General features: G+C 65.1%; 20 protein-coding genes and 1 tRNA gene. 4 read left to right on the top strand and 17 right to left on the bottom strand.

The window, feature by feature from the left end:
- Positions 1-33 precede the first annotated feature (33 nt).
- Together rpsI and rplM are read right to left on the bottom strand one after the other, a co-directional pair.
- Entirely contained in the window at positions 34-528 is a 495-nt protein-coding gene (gene rpsI, locus E4341_RS09035; RefSeq protein ID WP_017503896.1) for a 30S ribosomal protein S9, read from the bottom strand.
- A 2-nt stretch (positions 529-530) separates the two neighbouring features.
- Positions 531-1007 (bottom strand): 50S ribosomal protein L13, encoded by a 477-nt coding sequence (rplM, locus tag E4341_RS09030; RefSeq protein ID WP_055809236.1) that lies wholly within the window; start codon positions 1005-1007, stop codon positions 531-533.
- 261 nt (positions 1008-1268) lie between these two features.
- Here rplM and E4341_RS09025 point away from each other — a divergent pair, with 261 nt between their 5' ends.
- Positions 1269-2654, top strand: coding sequence for an alkaline phosphatase PhoX (locus E4341_RS09025; protein WP_165116727.1), 1386 nt, complete (start codon positions 1269-1271; stop codon positions 2652-2654).
- Here E4341_RS09025 and E4341_RS09020 read toward each other — a convergent pair.
- Positions 2623-3723, bottom strand: coding sequence for a COX15/CtaA family protein (locus E4341_RS09020; protein WP_165116725.1), 1101 nt, complete (start codon positions 3721-3723; stop codon positions 2623-2625). The genes E4341_RS09025 and E4341_RS09020 overlap by 32 nt on opposite strands.
- A gap of 134 nt (positions 3724-3857) precedes the next feature.
- Between E4341_RS09020 and E4341_RS09015 the strand changes: the two genes are divergently transcribed.
- Positions 3858-4109: a transglycosylase gene (locus E4341_RS09015; protein WP_165116723.1), complete on the top strand. Its 252-nt coding sequence runs from the start codon at positions 3858-3860 to the stop codon at positions 4107-4109.
- Positions 4109-4303, top strand: coding sequence for a DUF2842 domain-containing protein (locus E4341_RS09010; protein ID WP_017503901.1), 195 nt, complete (start codon positions 4109-4111; stop codon positions 4301-4303). Before E4341_RS09015 ends, E4341_RS09010 begins: the two co-directional genes overlap by 1 nt.
- 77 nt (positions 4304-4380) lie before the next feature.
- On the opposite strand, the gene E4341_RS09005 is transcribed toward E4341_RS09010, so the two are convergent.
- The 7 genes from E4341_RS09005 to E4341_RS08975 form a co-directional block, all read right to left on the bottom strand.
- A tRNA-Pro gene (locus E4341_RS09005) sits at positions 4381-4457 on the bottom strand.
- A 65-nt stretch (positions 4458-4522) separates the two neighbouring features.
- Positions 4523-4924, bottom strand: a complete 402-nt coding sequence (locus E4341_RS09000; RefSeq protein WP_055809228.1) for a MerR family transcriptional regulator — start codon at positions 4922-4924, stop codon at positions 4523-4525.
- Between the two features lie 5 nt (positions 4925-4929).
- On the bottom strand, positions 4930-5238 hold the full coding sequence (locus E4341_RS08995; protein WP_026108237.1) for an integration host factor subunit alpha: 309 nt from the start codon (positions 5236-5238) through the stop codon (positions 4930-4932).
- Between the two features lie 77 nt (positions 5239-5315).
- Positions 5316-6293: a beta-ketoacyl-ACP synthase III gene (locus E4341_RS08990; protein ID WP_165116721.1), complete on the bottom strand. Its 978-nt coding sequence runs from the start codon at positions 6291-6293 to the stop codon at positions 5316-5318.
- Positions 6290-7333, bottom strand: a complete 1044-nt coding sequence (plsX, locus tag E4341_RS08985) for a phosphate acyltransferase PlsX (RefSeq protein ID WP_240893665.1) — start codon at positions 7331-7333, stop codon at positions 6290-6292. The genes E4341_RS08990 and plsX overlap by 4 nt, the downstream gene beginning before the upstream one ends.
- A 139-nt stretch (positions 7334-7472) precedes the next feature.
- On the bottom strand, positions 7473-7991 hold the full coding sequence (locus tag E4341_RS08980) for a DUF177 domain-containing protein (protein WP_165116717.1): 519 nt from the start codon (positions 7989-7991) through the stop codon (positions 7473-7475).
- A 5-nt stretch (positions 7992-7996) separates the two neighbouring features.
- Positions 7997-8521 (bottom strand): ubiquinol-cytochrome C chaperone family protein, encoded by a 525-nt coding sequence (locus E4341_RS08975; RefSeq protein WP_017503907.1) that lies wholly within the window; start codon positions 8519-8521, stop codon positions 7997-7999.
- A 91-nt stretch (positions 8522-8612) separates the two neighbouring features.
- Between E4341_RS08975 and E4341_RS08970 the strand changes: the two genes are divergently transcribed.
- Complete coding sequence (locus E4341_RS08970; protein WP_165116715.1) at positions 8613-9092, top strand: outer membrane protein assembly factor BamE; 480 nt, start codon at positions 8613-8615, stop codon at positions 9090-9092.
- A gap of 76 nt (positions 9093-9168) precedes the next feature.
- Here the strand turns inward: E4341_RS08970 and E4341_RS08965 are convergent, their stop codons facing one another.
- The 7 genes from E4341_RS08965 to E4341_RS08935 form a co-directional block, all read right to left on the bottom strand.
- Positions 9169-11316 carry a sodium-translocating pyrophosphatase gene (locus tag E4341_RS08965; RefSeq protein WP_165116713.1) on the bottom strand — a complete coding sequence of 716 codons (2148 nt, stop codon included), beginning with the start codon at positions 11314-11316 and terminating at the stop codon, positions 9169-9171.
- 177 nt (positions 11317-11493) lie between these two features.
- Positions 11494-11925, bottom strand: a complete 432-nt coding sequence (locus tag E4341_RS08960; RefSeq protein ID WP_165116711.1) for a hypothetical protein — start codon at positions 11923-11925, stop codon at positions 11494-11496.
- A 42-nt stretch (positions 11926-11967) separates the two neighbouring features.
- On the bottom strand, positions 11968-12957 hold the full coding sequence (gene thiL / locus E4341_RS08955; protein WP_165116709.1) for a thiamine-phosphate kinase: 990 nt from the start codon (positions 12955-12957) through the stop codon (positions 11968-11970).
- The gene (nusB, locus tag E4341_RS08950) at positions 12957-13481 is read right to left on the bottom strand and encodes a transcription antitermination factor NusB (RefSeq protein ID WP_017503912.1); all 525 of its coding nucleotides are present in this window, start codon (positions 13479-13481) and stop codon (positions 12957-12959) included. Before nusB ends, thiL begins: the two co-directional genes overlap by 1 nt.
- Complete coding sequence (gene ribH / locus E4341_RS08945) at positions 13478-13939, bottom strand: 6,7-dimethyl-8-ribityllumazine synthase (RefSeq protein WP_017503913.1); 462 nt, start codon at positions 13937-13939, stop codon at positions 13478-13480. Before ribH ends, nusB begins: the two co-directional genes overlap by 4 nt.
- Positions 13936-15069, bottom strand: a complete 1134-nt coding sequence (gene ribB / locus E4341_RS08940) for a 3,4-dihydroxy-2-butanone-4-phosphate synthase (RefSeq protein WP_205751259.1) — start codon at positions 15067-15069, stop codon at positions 13936-13938. Before ribB ends, ribH begins: the two co-directional genes overlap by 4 nt.
- Positions 15069-15659 carry a riboflavin synthase gene (locus E4341_RS08935; RefSeq protein WP_165116705.1) on the bottom strand — a complete coding sequence of 197 codons (591 nt, stop codon included), beginning with the start codon at positions 15657-15659 and terminating at the stop codon, positions 15069-15071. Before E4341_RS08935 ends, ribB begins: the two co-directional genes overlap by 1 nt.
- Positions 15660-15664 lie beyond the last annotated feature (5 nt).

Genomic DNA, 15664 nt, shown 5'->3' with positions numbered 1-15664 from the left:
GAAGCGCCCCAAATCCAAACCGCGTAAACGCGATTAGCGCTTCGAGAACTGGAAGCTGCGGCGAGCCTTGGCGCGGCCGTACTTCTTGCGCTCGACGACGCGGCTGTCGCGGGTCAGGAAGCCGTGCGGCTTCAGGACCTTGCGCAGTTCCGGTTCGAAGTGCGTCAGGGCGTGCGACAGGCCGTGGCGGATGGCGCCGGCTTGGCCCGACAGACCCGAACCTTCGACGGTGCAGATCACGTCATACTGCGTTGCGCGGTCCGAGACGGTCAGCGGCTGAGCGATCATCATGCGCAGCACGGGACGAGCGAAATACTGCTCTTGGTCCTTGCCGTTGATGGTGATCTTGCCGGTGCCGGGCTTCACCCAGACGCGAGCGATGGCGTTCTTGCGCTTGCCGGTCGAATAGGCGCGGCCTTGAGCGTCCAGCTTCTGGACATAGACGGGCGCGTCGTTCTCGACCGAAGAGCTCAGGCCCTTCAGGGCGTCGAAGCCGGTTGCGGTTTCAGTGTTGGTCACGTCGGTCATGCTCAGACGCTCCGGGTGTTCTTGGGCGACGCCGACTTGAAGTCGATCGTTTCCGGTTGCTGGGCTTCGTGGTCGTGCTGGTTGCCAGAGAACAGGCGCAGGTGCGTCATCTGCTTGCGGGCCAAGGGGCTTTCCTTGGGCAGCATGCGCTCGACGGCCTTTTCAAGCACGCGCTCGGGGAAGCGGCCGCCCAGAACCTTCTCAGGCGTGGTCGACTTGACGCCGCCCGGGTGACCGGTGTGGCGATAGTAGATCTTGTCGGTGTTCTTCTTGCCGGTGAACACCACCTTGTCGACGTTGGTGACGACGACATAGTCGCCGCAATCGACGTGCGGGGTGTAGTCGCCGCGGTGCTTGCCGCGCAGACGGTTGGCGATGAAGGTCGCAAGGCGGCCCACCACGACGCCTTCGGCGTCGATGTGAATCCACTTCTTCTCGACCTCGGCCGGCTTCAACGAAGCCGTAGTGCTCTTCAGCATGAGGGGGTTCCTGGAGACGAAAATCGGGTCCGGCCCCCGAGGGGACCGAATGAAGGCGCGCTGATACAGGAGACGATTGGTCGCGTCAACGCACGCGACAACACCGCATCTGCCACAAAGTATTGATTAAACGCTAATTTTTAAATGCGGTATTAAAATACCTGACGCGAAGAGGTCAAGCGGCGTTACGGCGTAACATAAAACGTCATCAAACCATGATTATAGCCGGGCATCGCAACGGCGACAGCTTTGGAGCCCCTCATGATCCTTCATCGTCGTGGTCTGATCGCCACGGGCGCAGCCGCCGCCTTCTCAGGACTGGCGCGTCATGCCGCCGCTCAGACGGCGGGTGAAGAGACCTACGTCAACGAGGTCCATGGCTACGGACCGCTGCTGCGCGATTCCAATCGTCTGCTCGATCTGCCCGAAGGCTTTTCCTATCAGGTCGTCGCCCAGAGCGGCGACACGATGGACGACGGCCTGTTCGCTCCGGGGCAGCCCGACGGCATGGCCTGTTTCCCACTGGAAGGGTCTCGGGTGGCCCTGGTCGTCAATCACGAGCTGAAGGGCTCCAGCGGCCTGCATCGCAACTTGGGTCCAGGCGGCCTTCGTGAGGAACGGCTTGACCTGCTGGACGCCAGCCGGGGCTACGACACCTACAAGAATGGCCGCCCCCTGCCCGGCGGCTGCTCCACCATCATTTATGATCTGGCGACCCGCCGGATGGTCAGCCGGCATCTGACGCTGGCCGGCACCTCGACCAATTGCTGCGGCGGCCCGACGCCTTGGGGCAGTTGGCTGACCTGCGAGGAGACGCTGGAGACGCCGGCCGACGCCGATGTGACCAAGAACCACGGGTGGGTCTTCGAAGTGCCGGCGACCGCGACCGGCCTGGTTGATCCCGTACCTCTCAAGGCGATGGGCCGGTTCGATCACGAGGCCGTCTGCGTCGATCCCCGCACTGGCGTCGTCTATCTGACCGAAGACGACAACGCCGGCCTCTTCTATCGCTTCATTCCCAATGCGCCCGGCAAGTTGATCGAGGGCGGCCGGCTTCAGGCAATGGCCTGGAAAGGCGCGCCCTCGGCCGACACGCGCAATCAGGACGGTCGCACCTGGGCTGTCGGCGACTGGAGGGAGATCGAATGGATCGATCTGGACGACGTCGAATCTCCCAATGGCGACCTGGCCAAGCGCGGTCATGCGGCCGGCGCGGCCTGGGTTGCGCGGGGCGAAGGCGTCTGGTGGGGCGACGACGAGCTGTATTTCACCGCGACCTCTGGCGGGCCGATCCGCCGCGGTCAGGTCATGCGGCTGGTTCCCGGTCTGAACGGCGCGGCGGACCGGCTGCAGTTGTTCGTGGAAAGCACGGACCCGAAGACGATGAACATGGCCGACAACATTACCGTCGCGCCTTGGGGACACCTGATCCTGTGCGAGGACAACTATTCCTCGGACGTCCGCAACCACCTGAAAGGCGTCACGCCAGAGGGCAAGGTTTATACGATCGGCCGCAACGTCTTCACCGGCAACTCCGAGTTTGCCGGCGCCTGCTTCTCGCCGGATGGCGAGGTGCTGTTCGTCAACATCATGTACCCCGGCATGACCTTGGCGATCAGAGGCCCATGGTCCTCGGTCCGGACATGAAGATGCGCGGCTGAGCCCGCAGCACCAACCAAAGGTTCACGGTGGCCGTCGCCAGCACGATCGCGGCGCCCGCCTGGTGCAATACACCAAGCCACACCGGAACCGCGTGCAGCAGGGTCACGATCCCCAGCAGAGCCTGGAACCAGATCACACCCGCAAGCGTGAAGGCGCCGAACCCCATTCCCTCCGCCACGCGCCAGCGCCAGGCCTGGAATGTATAGACGCTGACGGCGATCAGCAGACCATAGGCGACCAGTCGGTGATTGAACTGCGTGAGCGCCTGATCATGCAGGAAGGCGGCCGCGCCCAGGTTCCAGTCGGCCGGCGGCAGAACGGCGCCGTTCATCAGCGGCCAGTCGGTATAGACCAGCCCTGCATGACCGCCCGCAACCAGAGCGCCCAGCAGACATTGCAGAAAGACCGCGCCCAGCAGCAGGCCGGCGCCCCTCGCCCAACCCGACGGCGGGCGGCCATGATCTTCGCCATTCCAGGCCTCTAGCCCCGTCCAGATCAGGGCGGCGAACAGGACGAACGCCAGACCCAAGTGTGTCGCCAGACGCTCCGGAGCCACGCTGACACGCTCGGACAGGCCGCTGGACACCATCCACCATCCAATCAGGCCTTGAAGGCCGCCCAGAGCCAGGAGCAGGACACAACGCCAGATCAGGCGGTTGGGCATCGCCCACTGGTGGAATACCGACCGGGCCGGCGCCAGACGGCACAGCAGGAAGACGATCAGCGGCAGGGCGAACACCATACCCACCAGGCGCCCGATCAGCCGGTGCAGCCATTCCCACCAGAAGATGCCCTGAAACTCGCCCAGGCTCATGCCGGCGTTGACCTGCGCGTACTGCGGGATCTGCTTGTACTTCTCGAAGGCCTCGGCCCACTGCGCGTCGTTCAAAGGCGGTATGGCGCCCATGATGGGCTTCCACTCCGTGATCGACAGGCCCGAGCCTGTCAGCCGCGTGATGCCACCGATCACCACCATCAGAAAGACGACGGCGGCCGTGGCGAACAGCCATACGGCGACGGCGCGGTTACGATCTGGATTTCCGAAACGGTTCATTCGACGCCTGACACTGACCCGGATATGGTGTCGCGTCGAACGAAGACCAGACGCGACCGGTGCGGTATGCCCGCCCCAAGCGACAAGATCGAGTCGGATTGAGTTAACGGCGCTGTCGCCGCAGGAGATCAGGGTTGCAATACGCCGATATCGCCGCCGCCGTCGCAGGCGGCCTGCTGCTGGCCTGGATCGCGGACCTTCTGACGGGCCGGCGCGGCTTCGGCGGCACAAGCCTGGTGTCCGGGATTGGACTGGCCTGCGGATGGTTTCTGGCGGTGCGGGTCTTCGCGGTCAGCACGATGGACAGCTGGGCCTGGGTGCCGTGGGCGCTCGTGGGATCGGGCATCTGTCTGGTCGCCTTCTTCCTGTTCCGGAACAAGCGCTGATGCCGCCGCGTCTGCGTCGCTTCGTCGCCGCGATCGGCGTGCTGCTCTTTCTCGTTTTCTGGGTCTGGGGCCTGATCGCCCTGCGCGGAATGCTGCCGCCGTCGCAGTGGATCGACTTCCTGTTCTTCGGCATCGGCGGGACCGCCTGGGGCCTGCCGCTCATCCCGCTGCTGCGATGGGCCGAGCGCGGCTGAGCGTCTAACCTGGGCCCAGATACGGCGATGGGGCCGCCCATAAGGACGACCCCACCATCATCATTCTCTTTCAAGAATGGTCGGAGCGACAGGATTCGAACCTGCGACCCCTTGACCCCCAGTCAAGTGCGCTACCAGGCTGCGCCACGCTCCGAAGGCGCTCCCTATAGACGGGGGGATCGCTGTCCGCAAACGCTAAAACGACTTTTCCACCTACCGTCAAAGAACGGCGTCCAGACGCGCTTTGGCCTGCTCCAGATCGGCCAGAACCTGATGCAATTTCGAGGTTTCGGCCCGCGCGACATCGGAAATGGCCGTAGAGAACGTGACATCGCCATCGTCGATCAATGCGGCGGCCTCCGCCCCGATAAGCTTTTTCAGCCCCTGCTCCTTGTGCAGACGCTGGACGCCGCGAATCGTCAGCCCGTCGTCGTGCAGAAGACGTTTGACCGCCTTCAGCACCGCGATGTCCTGAGGCCGATAAAAGCGCCGACCGCCGGCTCGTTTGACCGGCGTGACGAAATCGAACTTTGTTTCCCAGAACCGCAGGACATGCTGCGGCGCACCGACCTCTTCGGCCGCTTCGGAAATGGTTCGGAAGGCGTCGGCGCTCTTGGCCACCGCGATCAGGCCTCGACGACGGCGTCGTGAACCCGGCTTTTCATGATCTGTGAGGCGCGGAAGCTGATGACCCGGCGCGGATTGATCGCCGCCGGTTCGCCCGTCTTGGGATTGCGGCCCATCCGTGCGCGCTTCTCACGCACCTGGAAGACGCCGAAGCCGGACAGTTTCACCGTCTCGCCGCGTTCCAGCGATTCGACGATCAGTTCCAGGGTGCGCTCGACGAGGCTGGAGCATTCCTGACGCGACAGGCCGACCTCTTCATGCACGGCTTCGCACAAGTCGGCGCGCGTCACGGTCTGTTGGCCTGCCATCTTATCCCCGCTGTCATGCGATCCGCTCGCATCCATAGGGGCGCAAAGCCCCCGAAAAATCAATGCCTCGATGTCGATTACAGCCGAAACGCGCAGGCGCCCCAGGTCAGGCCGCCGCCCATGGCTTCAAGCAGCACCATATCGCCCTTCTTGATCCGTCCATCCTGGATCGCAGCATCCAGCGCCAGCGGGATCGAGGCGGCCGAGGTGTTGGCATGGGTGGCGACGGTGGAGATCACCTTGTTCTCATCCAGACCCAACCGGTCGCCGACGCCCTTGATGATTCGTTGATTGGCCTGGTGCGGCACGAACCAGTCGACATCCGCGATCTGGATGTTGGCGGCTGCGCAGGCGGCGGTGATGCCTTCTGCGATGTTCACTACGGCATGACGGAAGACCTGGTTTCCGGCCATGCGCAGATGGCCAACGGTCCCCGTCGTCGCCGGGCCGCCATCGACATAGAGCAGATCGGTCTTGGATCCGTCGGCCCGCAAGGCGAAACCCAACATGCCCTGGTCGTCCGATGTCCCCTGCCCTTCGCGCGGTTCCAGCACCACGGCACCGGCCCCGTCGCCGAACAGGACGCAGGTGGTCCGGTCGGTCCAGTCCATCAGCCGCGTCATCTCCTCGGCCCCGATCACCAGGGCGCATTTCGACAGACCGCGCGCCACGAAGCCGTCGGCGACGCTGAGCGCATAGACGAAACCGGAGCAGACAGCTTGAACATCGAAAGCAATGCCGACGCCCGCGCCCAGCTTGGCCTGGACGATCGACGCGACCGCCGGGAAGGTCATGTCGGGCGTGGTGGTGGCCACGATAATAAGGTCGACATCGGACGCCGCCTTGCCCGCGTCGGCGAGCGCCTTCCTGGCGGCCTCGACCGCCAGATCGCTGGTCGGCTGGTCATCACGCGCCTTGTGACGCTGCTTGATCCCGGTGCGCTCCTGAATCCATTCGTCGGATGTGTCGACGAACTTGGCCAGGTCGGCATTGGTGACGATCTCATCCGGCAGGTAAGAGCCGACGCCGGTCACGGCGCTGCGGGTGACGGTCACTGGAGGGGTTCTCCCACGGCTGCGGCGGGCTTGGCGGCATGGTCGAACACCGCGTCCAGCTTGCCCAGGTTGTCCCCCACCTTGCTCATATAGTCGCTGCGGGCCAGATCGACAGCGATGCGGATCGCATTGCCGAACCCCTTGGCGTCAGCGCCGCCATGGCTCTTCACCACGATACCGTTCAGGCCCAACAGGGGGCCGCCGTTGATGGCGCTGGGGTCGATCTTCTGGCGCATTTTCTTCAACGCCGGCATGGCGATGACGGCGCCCAGCTTGGATTGCAGATTGGAGGTCAAAGCCTCTTTCAACAGGGCGGAAATATAGCGCGCTGTGCCTTCGGCGGTCTTCAGCGCGATGTTTCCGGTGAAGCCGTCTGTCACGACCACATCCACCGTGCCCTTGGCGATATCGTCGCCCTCGACGAAGCCGTGATAGTTCAGATCGAACGGCCCGTCGCGCAGGATGGCGTGCGCCTCCTTGACCTGTTCGTTGCCCTTCATGTCCTCGGACCCGACGTTTAGGAGGCCGATTGTCGGGCGGGCGATGCCGCGCACTGCGGACTGGAAGGCTTCGCCCATGATGGCGAACTCGATCAGCTGCTCCGCATCGCTGCCGATGTTGGCGCCGACGTCCAGAACCGCCGTATGGCCCTTGAAGGTGGGCCAGCTGGCGACGATAGCCGGACGCTCAAGTCCGGGCGCAGACATCCGCAGAATCAGTTTCGAGATCGCCATCAGGGCGCCGGTATTGCCGGCCGAGACGACGCCACCGGCCTGACCCGTCTTCACCGCCTCGATGGCGTTCCACAGGCTGGAGCCCTTGCCGCGGCGCATGGCCTGGGCCGGCTTTTCGTCCATGGCCACGACCTTGTCGGTGTGGCGGATCTCGCAGACGTCCGCCGCCAGTCCGCAACGCGCCAGTTCCGGCGCGATCTTGGCTTCGTCGCCATGCAGCAGGAAGCGAACTCCCTCCCCGTCATGGGTCCGGATATAGCTGCGGATGCCGGGAACGACGACGGAGGGCCCGTGATCGCCGCCCATGGCGTCAAGCGAGATCGTAACTGGGGCTGGCAAATGGACCTCTTGTGGCCGCGTCGTCTTGTCGCGCGACGCTTGGCAGGATGCGCTGGACGATAGCGCCGACGCCGGGGGATGCAACCACCCGGCCCCTACGTCAACCTCAGCCTTGGTCGTCTTTGGACTTGAGCGCCTTCAGGGCCGCGAACGGAGAAATCTCCGTCGGCTCCTCAGGTTGCACGAACTCCGCGCCCGGCTTGCGCGGGAACGGATCAAGCGACAGCACCAATTGCTCGACCGCGTACTGGCCCAGGTCGATCTTGCCGTCCTCGATCACGTCGGCGTCTTCTTCATCCAGCGTGACCTCGATCTCGTCGGTTTCCTCTGGCTTGGCTTCGACAAGCTGAATGGAGAACCGGCGATTTACATCGACTGGCAAGGGCTCCAGCGTCAGGCCGCAGGTCTGCACCGCATGTGCGGTCACCCTGCCCTTCATCGTCCATTCGCTGGTTGACGGCGTCGGCTTGATTTCTAGATCGACGGCGAAATCGTCCAGCCCCTGAAGATCGAGGCTGCGGGCGATTCGCTTGCGAGTGTCTGCATCCGGCTCCAGCCGGCGGCTCAGGCCCGCGCCGATCTGATTGACCCGCACCGTTTCACTGTAGGGGAGCGTCGCGCTCATCTCGTTCAAACTTCCGCCCAGGCCGGCGTCGCCAGCACCTTGTTGAAATCCTGCGCCGCCAGGGCCGCGCGTGTCGTCAGCGCATAGCGCGCCAATGTGTCCGCATGGGGCGCTTGCGGATCCGCATAGACATTCTTCGCCATCGCCTCCGCCAGAGCCGCCGCATCGCCAGCGCGCAGCGGCTGCTCATAGGCGTTCATCCGGCCGTAGAGGGCCTCGCCCAGCTTACGCATCTTCTTGCCGACGGCGACGTCTCCCACGCCTTCTTCGCGCAGGACGTGATCCAGCGCCGAGACATAGACGTCGAAGACCGCCTGAGCCGCATCCTGGCCCTGAGCTGTGTTCTCATCGCGCAGCCGCAGCACCAGCAACAGCACATGCAGCGTGTAAAGTTCGAATCGCGCGTCGATGCGGTCATCGACCGCCAGGCGCGTGTAGAAGGCCGGATTGCGGGCCTGGCTGACGGCCTTGGCGTAAAGATCGTCGCCGAGACGGACGCCGGATCGGGGTTTGAACAGGTTTTTCAGCATGGGTTCCAACGGCCCCTTTTCCGCCGCGCCGTTGAACTAGGACGCAGGTCCGTCTAGGTCAAAGACCTTGTTCTCTCGCAGGCGCCCGACCATGTCCCGTTTCGTCCCGCTTTTCGTCGCTGTTTCGCTGGCCGGCCTGGCCGCCGCCTGCGCCCCGACCATCGGCTCCAACGGCTTCCAGGCCATCGACGCCAAGCCGCAAGACGTGGTCGCCGGTACGGACACCAAGGAAACCGTCCTCGCCAAGCTGGGTTCGCCTTCGACCACTTCGACGTTCGAGCCGGATCAGGTCTGGTACTACATCAGCCAGACGACCGAGAAATACACCTACAACCTGCCCAAGGTTTCGACGCGCACGGTGACCGAAATCACCTTCGTCCCGCAGGGCGATCAGGTGGCTTCGGTGCGCACTCTCGGCCTGACGGACGGCGAGCAGATCGCCATGAACCGCAACGAGACGCCGACGCGCGGTCGTGAGCTGACGGTTCTGGAACAACTGCTGGGCAACGTCGGCCGTGGCCAACTGCCCCGCACCGAGGACGACACCCCCGGCCAGCGCCGCCCCGACTGAGGCGGCTCATCTTTCCAAAGAAAAGATGCCCCGGAGATCGCTCTCCGGGGCGTTTCATAAGGGCTGAGCTTTTAGGCTAGCCGATGGTCCCGCTCGCCAGCACCGCCAGCAGCAGCAGGGCGACGATGTTGGTGATCTTGATCATCGGGTTCACCGCCGGACCCGACGTATCCTTGTAGGGATCGCCCACCGTATCGCCGGTCACGGCCGCCTTGTGGGCTTCTGAGCCCTTGCCGTGGACGACTCCGTTCTTGTCGGTGAAGCCTTCCTCGATCACCTTCTTGGCGTTGTCCCAGGCGCCGCCGCCTGATGTCATCGAAATGGCGACGAACAGGCCGGTGACGATCACCCCCATCAGCATGGCGCCGAGAGCGGCAAAGGCGTTCGCCTTGTCCGAAATGCCCAGCACCGCGACGAACAGGACGATCGGCGACAGCACCGGTAGCAGAGACGGCACGATCATCTCGCGGATTGCCGCCTTGGTCAGGATGTCGACCGCCCGGCCGTATTCCGGCTTCACCTCATAGGTCATGATGCCAGGGTTCTCCCGGAACTGGCGCCGCACTTCCGCGACGACCGATTCGGCGGCGCGTCCCACCGCCATCATCGACATGCCGCCGAAAAGGAACGGCAGCAGTCCCCCGAACAGCAGGCCGACGACGACGTAGGGATTGGTCAGATCGAAGGCGATCTCGCCCATCCCGGCAAAGAAGGGATAGTCCGCCGGGTTGGCCGAGAAATACTGCAGATCCGACGTATAGGCGGCGAACAGCACCAGCGCGCCGAGGCCCGCCGAACCGATGGCGTAGCCCTTGGTCACGGCCTTGGTCGTGTTGCCCACGGCGTCCAGAGCATCCGTCGAATGCCGCACATCGCTGGGCAGACCCGCCATCTCGGCGATGCCGCCGGCGTTGTCGGTCACGGGTCCAAAGGCGTCCAGCGCCACAATCATTCCCGCCACACCCAGCATGGTCGTGGTGGCGATGGCGATGCCGAACAGGCCGGCCAGCTGCAAGCTGGCCACGATGCCGACGATGATCGTCAGCGCCGGCAGCGCCGTCGCCTCCAGCGAGACGGCCAAGCCCTGAATGACGTTGGTGCCATGCCCGGACACCGACGCGTTGGCGACCGATCGCACCGGACGGAAGCCGGATCCGGTATAGTATTCGGTCACGACCACGATCGCCGCCGTAACGGCCAAGCCGACCATACCGGACCAGAACAGCGCCATCGGCTGGATTTCCAGACCGCTAGCCGTCACGATCGGCCCCGTCACCATCTGGTCGATCACCCACCAGACCGCGCCGATGGACAGGACGCCGGTGACGATAAGCCCTTGATAGAGGGCGCCCATGATGTTGTTCGACTTGCCTAACCGCACGAAGAAGCTGCCGATGATTGAGGTGACGATGCACACCGCGCAGATCGCCAGCGGCAGCACCATCATCAGATCCACATAGGGCTGCCCCCTGAAGAAGATCGCGGCCAGCACCATGGTGGCGACGGTCGTCACGGCATAGGTCTCGAACAGATCGGCCGCCATGCCGGCGCAGTCGCCGACGTTGTCGCCCACATTGTCGGCGATGGTGGCGGCGTTACGAGGATCGTCCTCGGGGATGCCCGCCTCGACCTTGCCCACCATGTCGCCGCCCACGTCGGCACCCTTGGTGAAGATGCCGCCGCCCAGACGCGCGAAGATCGAGATCAGCGAGGCGCCGAAGCCCAGCGCCACCAGCCCGTCGATCACTTCGCGGCCCGTCGAAGCCAAGCCGAGATGCTGGGTCAGCACGATGTAGTAGCCTGACACCCCGATCAGGGCGCCGCCCGCCACGAACATGCCGGTGATGGCGCCTGACCGGAACGCCAGGTTCAACCCCTTGGACAGGCTTTCGGACGCAGCCTGAGCCGTGCGCACATTGGCCCGCACCGAGATCAGCATCCCGGCGTACCCCGCTGCCCCGGACAGGACGGCGCCGATCAGGAAGCCGACGGCGGCGTAAGCGCCGATCAGGAAATAGGCGGCGATCAGGATCACGATCCCGACGATGCCGATGGTCAGATATTGCCGCTTCAGATAGGCCGAGGCGCCTTCCTGGATCGCGGCGGCGATCTCTCGCATCTTGTCGTTGCCAGTGCTCGCCTTCATCAGCACGGCGGTCTGCGCGGCGCCATACAGCACCGCCAGCACACCGGCCGCGAAGACCAGCGTAAGTGAGTTCGTCATTGGCGTTTCCATGCCCTTGCAAACAGGCGCGCAGGCCTTGGCGCGGTCGGGCGTTATCGCCTCTGTCCGCCTTCCGGTCCCCCCGCACGCGGCGAACGCGTCAGTGCGTTCTTTGGGATTTGCAAAGGGAGCCTGTCATGGCAGGCGGAGTGACGCAACAGCGGTCACTCAGCCTGTTCAGCGGGCGGTCTGCATGCCCGTTCGGCGACGCGGCGACTGGCTGACGACCTCGACGCGTCGCACGGAGCCGCGACCCGAGATCGCCGCAGACGCCGCCACCAGAGACGCGGACAGGGCCCGCTCGTCCAGCCGTGTCCAGTCGCCGGGCACGGTGAAGGGCGTCTTGTGGGCCGCGCGGACGACGGCGTCGCGGAAGAAAGCCTCCTTGGGCTTCATCTGCTCGACGGTCTTGCCGGCGCCCAGTTCGAGCCTGAAGGCGACGAACACGTAGTTCCGCAAACGCCCCCCCTCGATGACGGGCAGGCCGAGGCCCGCGATGCTCAGGGCCGCAGCCGCAGACTCGGTTTCGCTGCCAGAGGCGGCGGCGCGACTGGCGGCGGCGCCGGTCAGAGCAGCGGTTCCGGCGGCGATCAGGGTTCTACGGTCCATCACGACATCATGCCGGACGGGTGTTAGGATTCCCTTGCCGGGTCAGCCGTGGGTCCAGCCGTTTCTGGACATCGGCACGGGCTGACCGTCGTAAAGGACCGTCAGGCCCTGACCTGCGGTGACTTCACCGACGCGGGTCAGGCGAATCAGTCGGCGCTCGGCCTCGCGACGCAGGGCGTCTTCGTGGCGCGGATGGGCGGTGAAGGCGATCTCATAGTCGTCACCACCGCTGGCCAGATCTTCCAGCGATAGCTGCGGATCGACCCGGTCGTCGAACCAGGACTGGGCCGCCGCGGACAGGGGCAGGACGTTCAGGTTAAGCGCCACACCGACCCTGCTGGCCTGCGCGATGTGGGCCAGGTCGGCAGCCAGGCCGTCCGACACATCGACGGATGCTGTGGCGAACTCGCGCACGATGTCGGCGAAGTCGGTCCGTGGCGTCGGCATCCGGTAGTGGCTGACCAAGGCTTCCATCCGCTCAGGCGCCAGAGCCAGTTGTCCTTGCGCCGCCTTGAGCCCCAGAAGCCCGTCCCCGACGACGCCGGTGACGAAGACGAGGTCGCCGATCTGCGCCCCCGCGCGAGAAACGGTCTTGCCCGTCGGCGCCCACCCCAGGGCCGTCAGAGAGAACGACAGTGGGCCAGGAGTCCTGACCGTGTCCCCACCGAGCAGATGAACGGCGAACCGCGCCTGATCCTCGGCCAGCCCGGCGGCGAAGGCTTCGCGCTCGGGCCAGCCGCAGCGTTCCGACCAGAAGCAGGCCAGCAGATAGCCGAACGGCTCAGCGCCCTTGGCGGCAAGATCCGAAAGGTTCACCCGCAGCAGCTTCCGGGCGACCGTGTCCAGCGGATCGTCGGGCAGGAAATGCACGCCCTCGACGAGGGCGTCCTTGGTCAGGACGAGGTCATAGCCGGGGCGTGATGGCAGCGCCGCCACATCGTCGGCCAGCCCCCTGCCCCACTCAGGATGGGCCAGGGGCTTGAACAGCCGCTCGATCGTCTCGAACTCGCCCGCGACGTCGAGCGCCGGCATTATTTGCGGGTGTCTTTGGCCACGCCGTCCAGCGCCGCGTTGACGAAGCGCGCCTCGGCGTCGTCGAAGAAGGCCTTGGCCAGTTCGACATATTCGTCGATCACGACCTCGCGCGGGGTCTCGGGATGCTTGATCAACTCCCAGGCGCCTGACCGCAGCAGGGCGCGCAGGGTGGCGTCGATCCGCTCCAGCTTCCAGTTGGAGGCCAGGCGGGCCTTGATGGCCGTGTCGATGTCGCGCTGGCTTTCGATCACGCCGCGCACGATGTCGGCGAAATAGGCCTCGTCGGCCTCCGCCAGGGCTTCGCCCTCAATGTCGGCGTCGAAGCGGAAGTTGGAGAATTCGGTGATCACCGTCTCCACGCCCTCGCCCGCCAGTTCCATCTGATACAGGGCCTGGACGGCGGCGAGACGCGACACGGTGCGGGCGCGACGCTGTTTGGAGCTTAGATTGGGCTCGGCGCGCTGCTTTTCGGCTTCGGCGAGTTGTTCGAGGACGGCTTTGACGCTGTTCGGTTCAGTCATGCGCCGACGCCATGACGCAACCGCTTCTTCAATGCAATGAGGTCCAGGCACGCCTTGGCCGCGCCGCCGCCCTTATCTCCTTCCGAAAGACGGGCCCGATACCAGGCCTGATCTTCGTCCTCGGTCGTCAGGATGCCGTTGCCGATGATGACGCCCTTGACGCCCAGCGCCATGATGCCGGCCGCCGACTGATCGGAGACGATCTCGAAATGGTAGGTCTCACCACGGATGACCGTCCCCAGCGCCACATAGCCGTCATAGCGGGGTGCGGTCGGGAAGCGGCCAGCCTCCTCGGCCAGGGCGATGGCCGGCGGCACCTCCAGCGCGCCAGGCACGGTGATAACGTCGAAGTCGGCGCCGCGCGCCTTCAGCGTCTCCTTGGCCCCTTCCAGCAGGGCGTCGGCCAGGTCGTCGTAGAAGCGCGCCTCAACGATCAAAATACGGGGGGCTTCGGTCACGCCTTGGTTTCTCCATCCATGTCGCGCCAGCCGACAATGCGCAGGCCGTAGCCTTCCAGCGCCGTCGGTTCGGGTCGCGTCGAACTCATCACGATCATATCCCTGACACCCAGGTCCAGCAGGATCTGGGCCCCCACGCCATAGGCGCGCAGCGATCGATCCATCGCCGCCGGCTTGTCCGCGCCCGCCAGCCGTTCGGCCAGCGAGTTCAGCGACGGATCGCGCAGGAAGACGACCACGCCGGGGCCGTCATGCTCCGTAATCTGTTTCAGGGCGCTGGGCACATAGTCCTGGCGCGCCTCGACGTGGCCCAGCAGGTCGCAGGCGAAGTCCACCTGGTGCATCCGCACCAAGGTCGGTTTGGCCGGATCGATGCGCCCCTTGACCAGCGCCACATGCTCGGCGCCCTCGATGGTGTTCTTGTACAGCATCAGGCGGAACGGGCCGCCGTGAACGCTTTCGAACGGCGTATCCATGATCCGCTCGACGAAGCGTTCGGTGCGGCGGCGATAGGCGATCAGGTCGGCGATGGTGCCGATCTTCAGCCCGTGAAGCTGGGCGAAGGCGACCAGATCGGGCATCCGCGCCATCTCGCCGTCGTCCTTGATGATCTCGCAGATCACCCCGGCGGGCGTCAGGCCGGCCATGCGGCTGATGTCCACAGCCGCCTCGGTGTGGCCGGCGCGGACCAGAACGCCGCCGTCGCGCGCCACCAGCGGGAAGATGTGTCCCGGCGAGACAATGTCGTCCATGCCCTTTGACGCGTCGGTCGCTACATGAATGGTGCGCGAGCGGTCGGCGGCGGAAATGCCGGTCGTCACGCCGTCCTTGGCCTCGATCGAGACGGTGAAGGCGGTCTTCATGCTCTCGCGGTTGTCTGCGGCCATCGGCGGCAAACGCAGTTGCTGGGCGCGCTCGGCGGTCAGGGCCAGGCACACCAGGCCGCGCGCCTGGCGGATCATGAAGTTGATCTGGTCCGGCGTCGCGAACTGGGCGGGGATGATGATGTCCCCTTCGTTCTCGCGATCCTCGGCGTCCACCAGGATGTAGGGACGGCCGTTGCGGGCGTCCTCCAGAATGTCCTCGATGGGACTGATCGGGCTATCGTTCATGTTCGCGGCCAATTGCATCACGCGGTCTCCTGCCATCGCGCGAGGTATCGCGCCAGCATGTCGATCTCCAGATTGACGGGATCGCCCACTTTCAAGCGGCCCAGGGTCGTCACGTTCCAGGTGTGCGGGATGATGTTCAGCGAGAAGACCTGATCCTCGACGGCGTTTACGGTCAAAGACACGCCGTCCACCGTGATCGACCCCTTGGCGGCGATATAGCGATGCAGAGGCGCGGGGGCCTCGACCTCGATCCGGTGCGATCCGCCTTCGGGCGTGATTGAAACCACCCGCCCAAGACCGTCGACGTGGCCGGACACGACATGGCCGCCCATCTCGTCGCCCAGCTTGGCGGCCCGCTCCAGATTGACGCCGTCCCCGGTCTTCCAGGCGCCCAGGGTGGTCTTGGACAGGGTCTCGTTCGACACCTCGACGGCGAACCAATCGGCGCCCTTTTCGGTCACCGTCAGGCAACAGCCCGCGTGGCTGATGGAAGCGCCCAGGTCGATGCCGTCGGTGTTCCACGCGGTCTCGATCTCGTAACGGCGGTCGCGATCGGTCTCGCGGACCTCGCGGACGCGGCCGATGTCGGTGACGATGCCGGTGAACATTTGGA

Origin of the sequence: Brevundimonas sp. 'scallop', assembly GCF_011045535.1 — a bacterium.
In the GTDB taxonomy this organism is placed as follows: Bacteria; Pseudomonadota; Alphaproteobacteria; order Caulobacterales; family Caulobacteraceae; genus Brevundimonas; species Brevundimonas vesicularis.
This window is presented reverse-complemented; position numbering and strand designations above follow the sequence as displayed.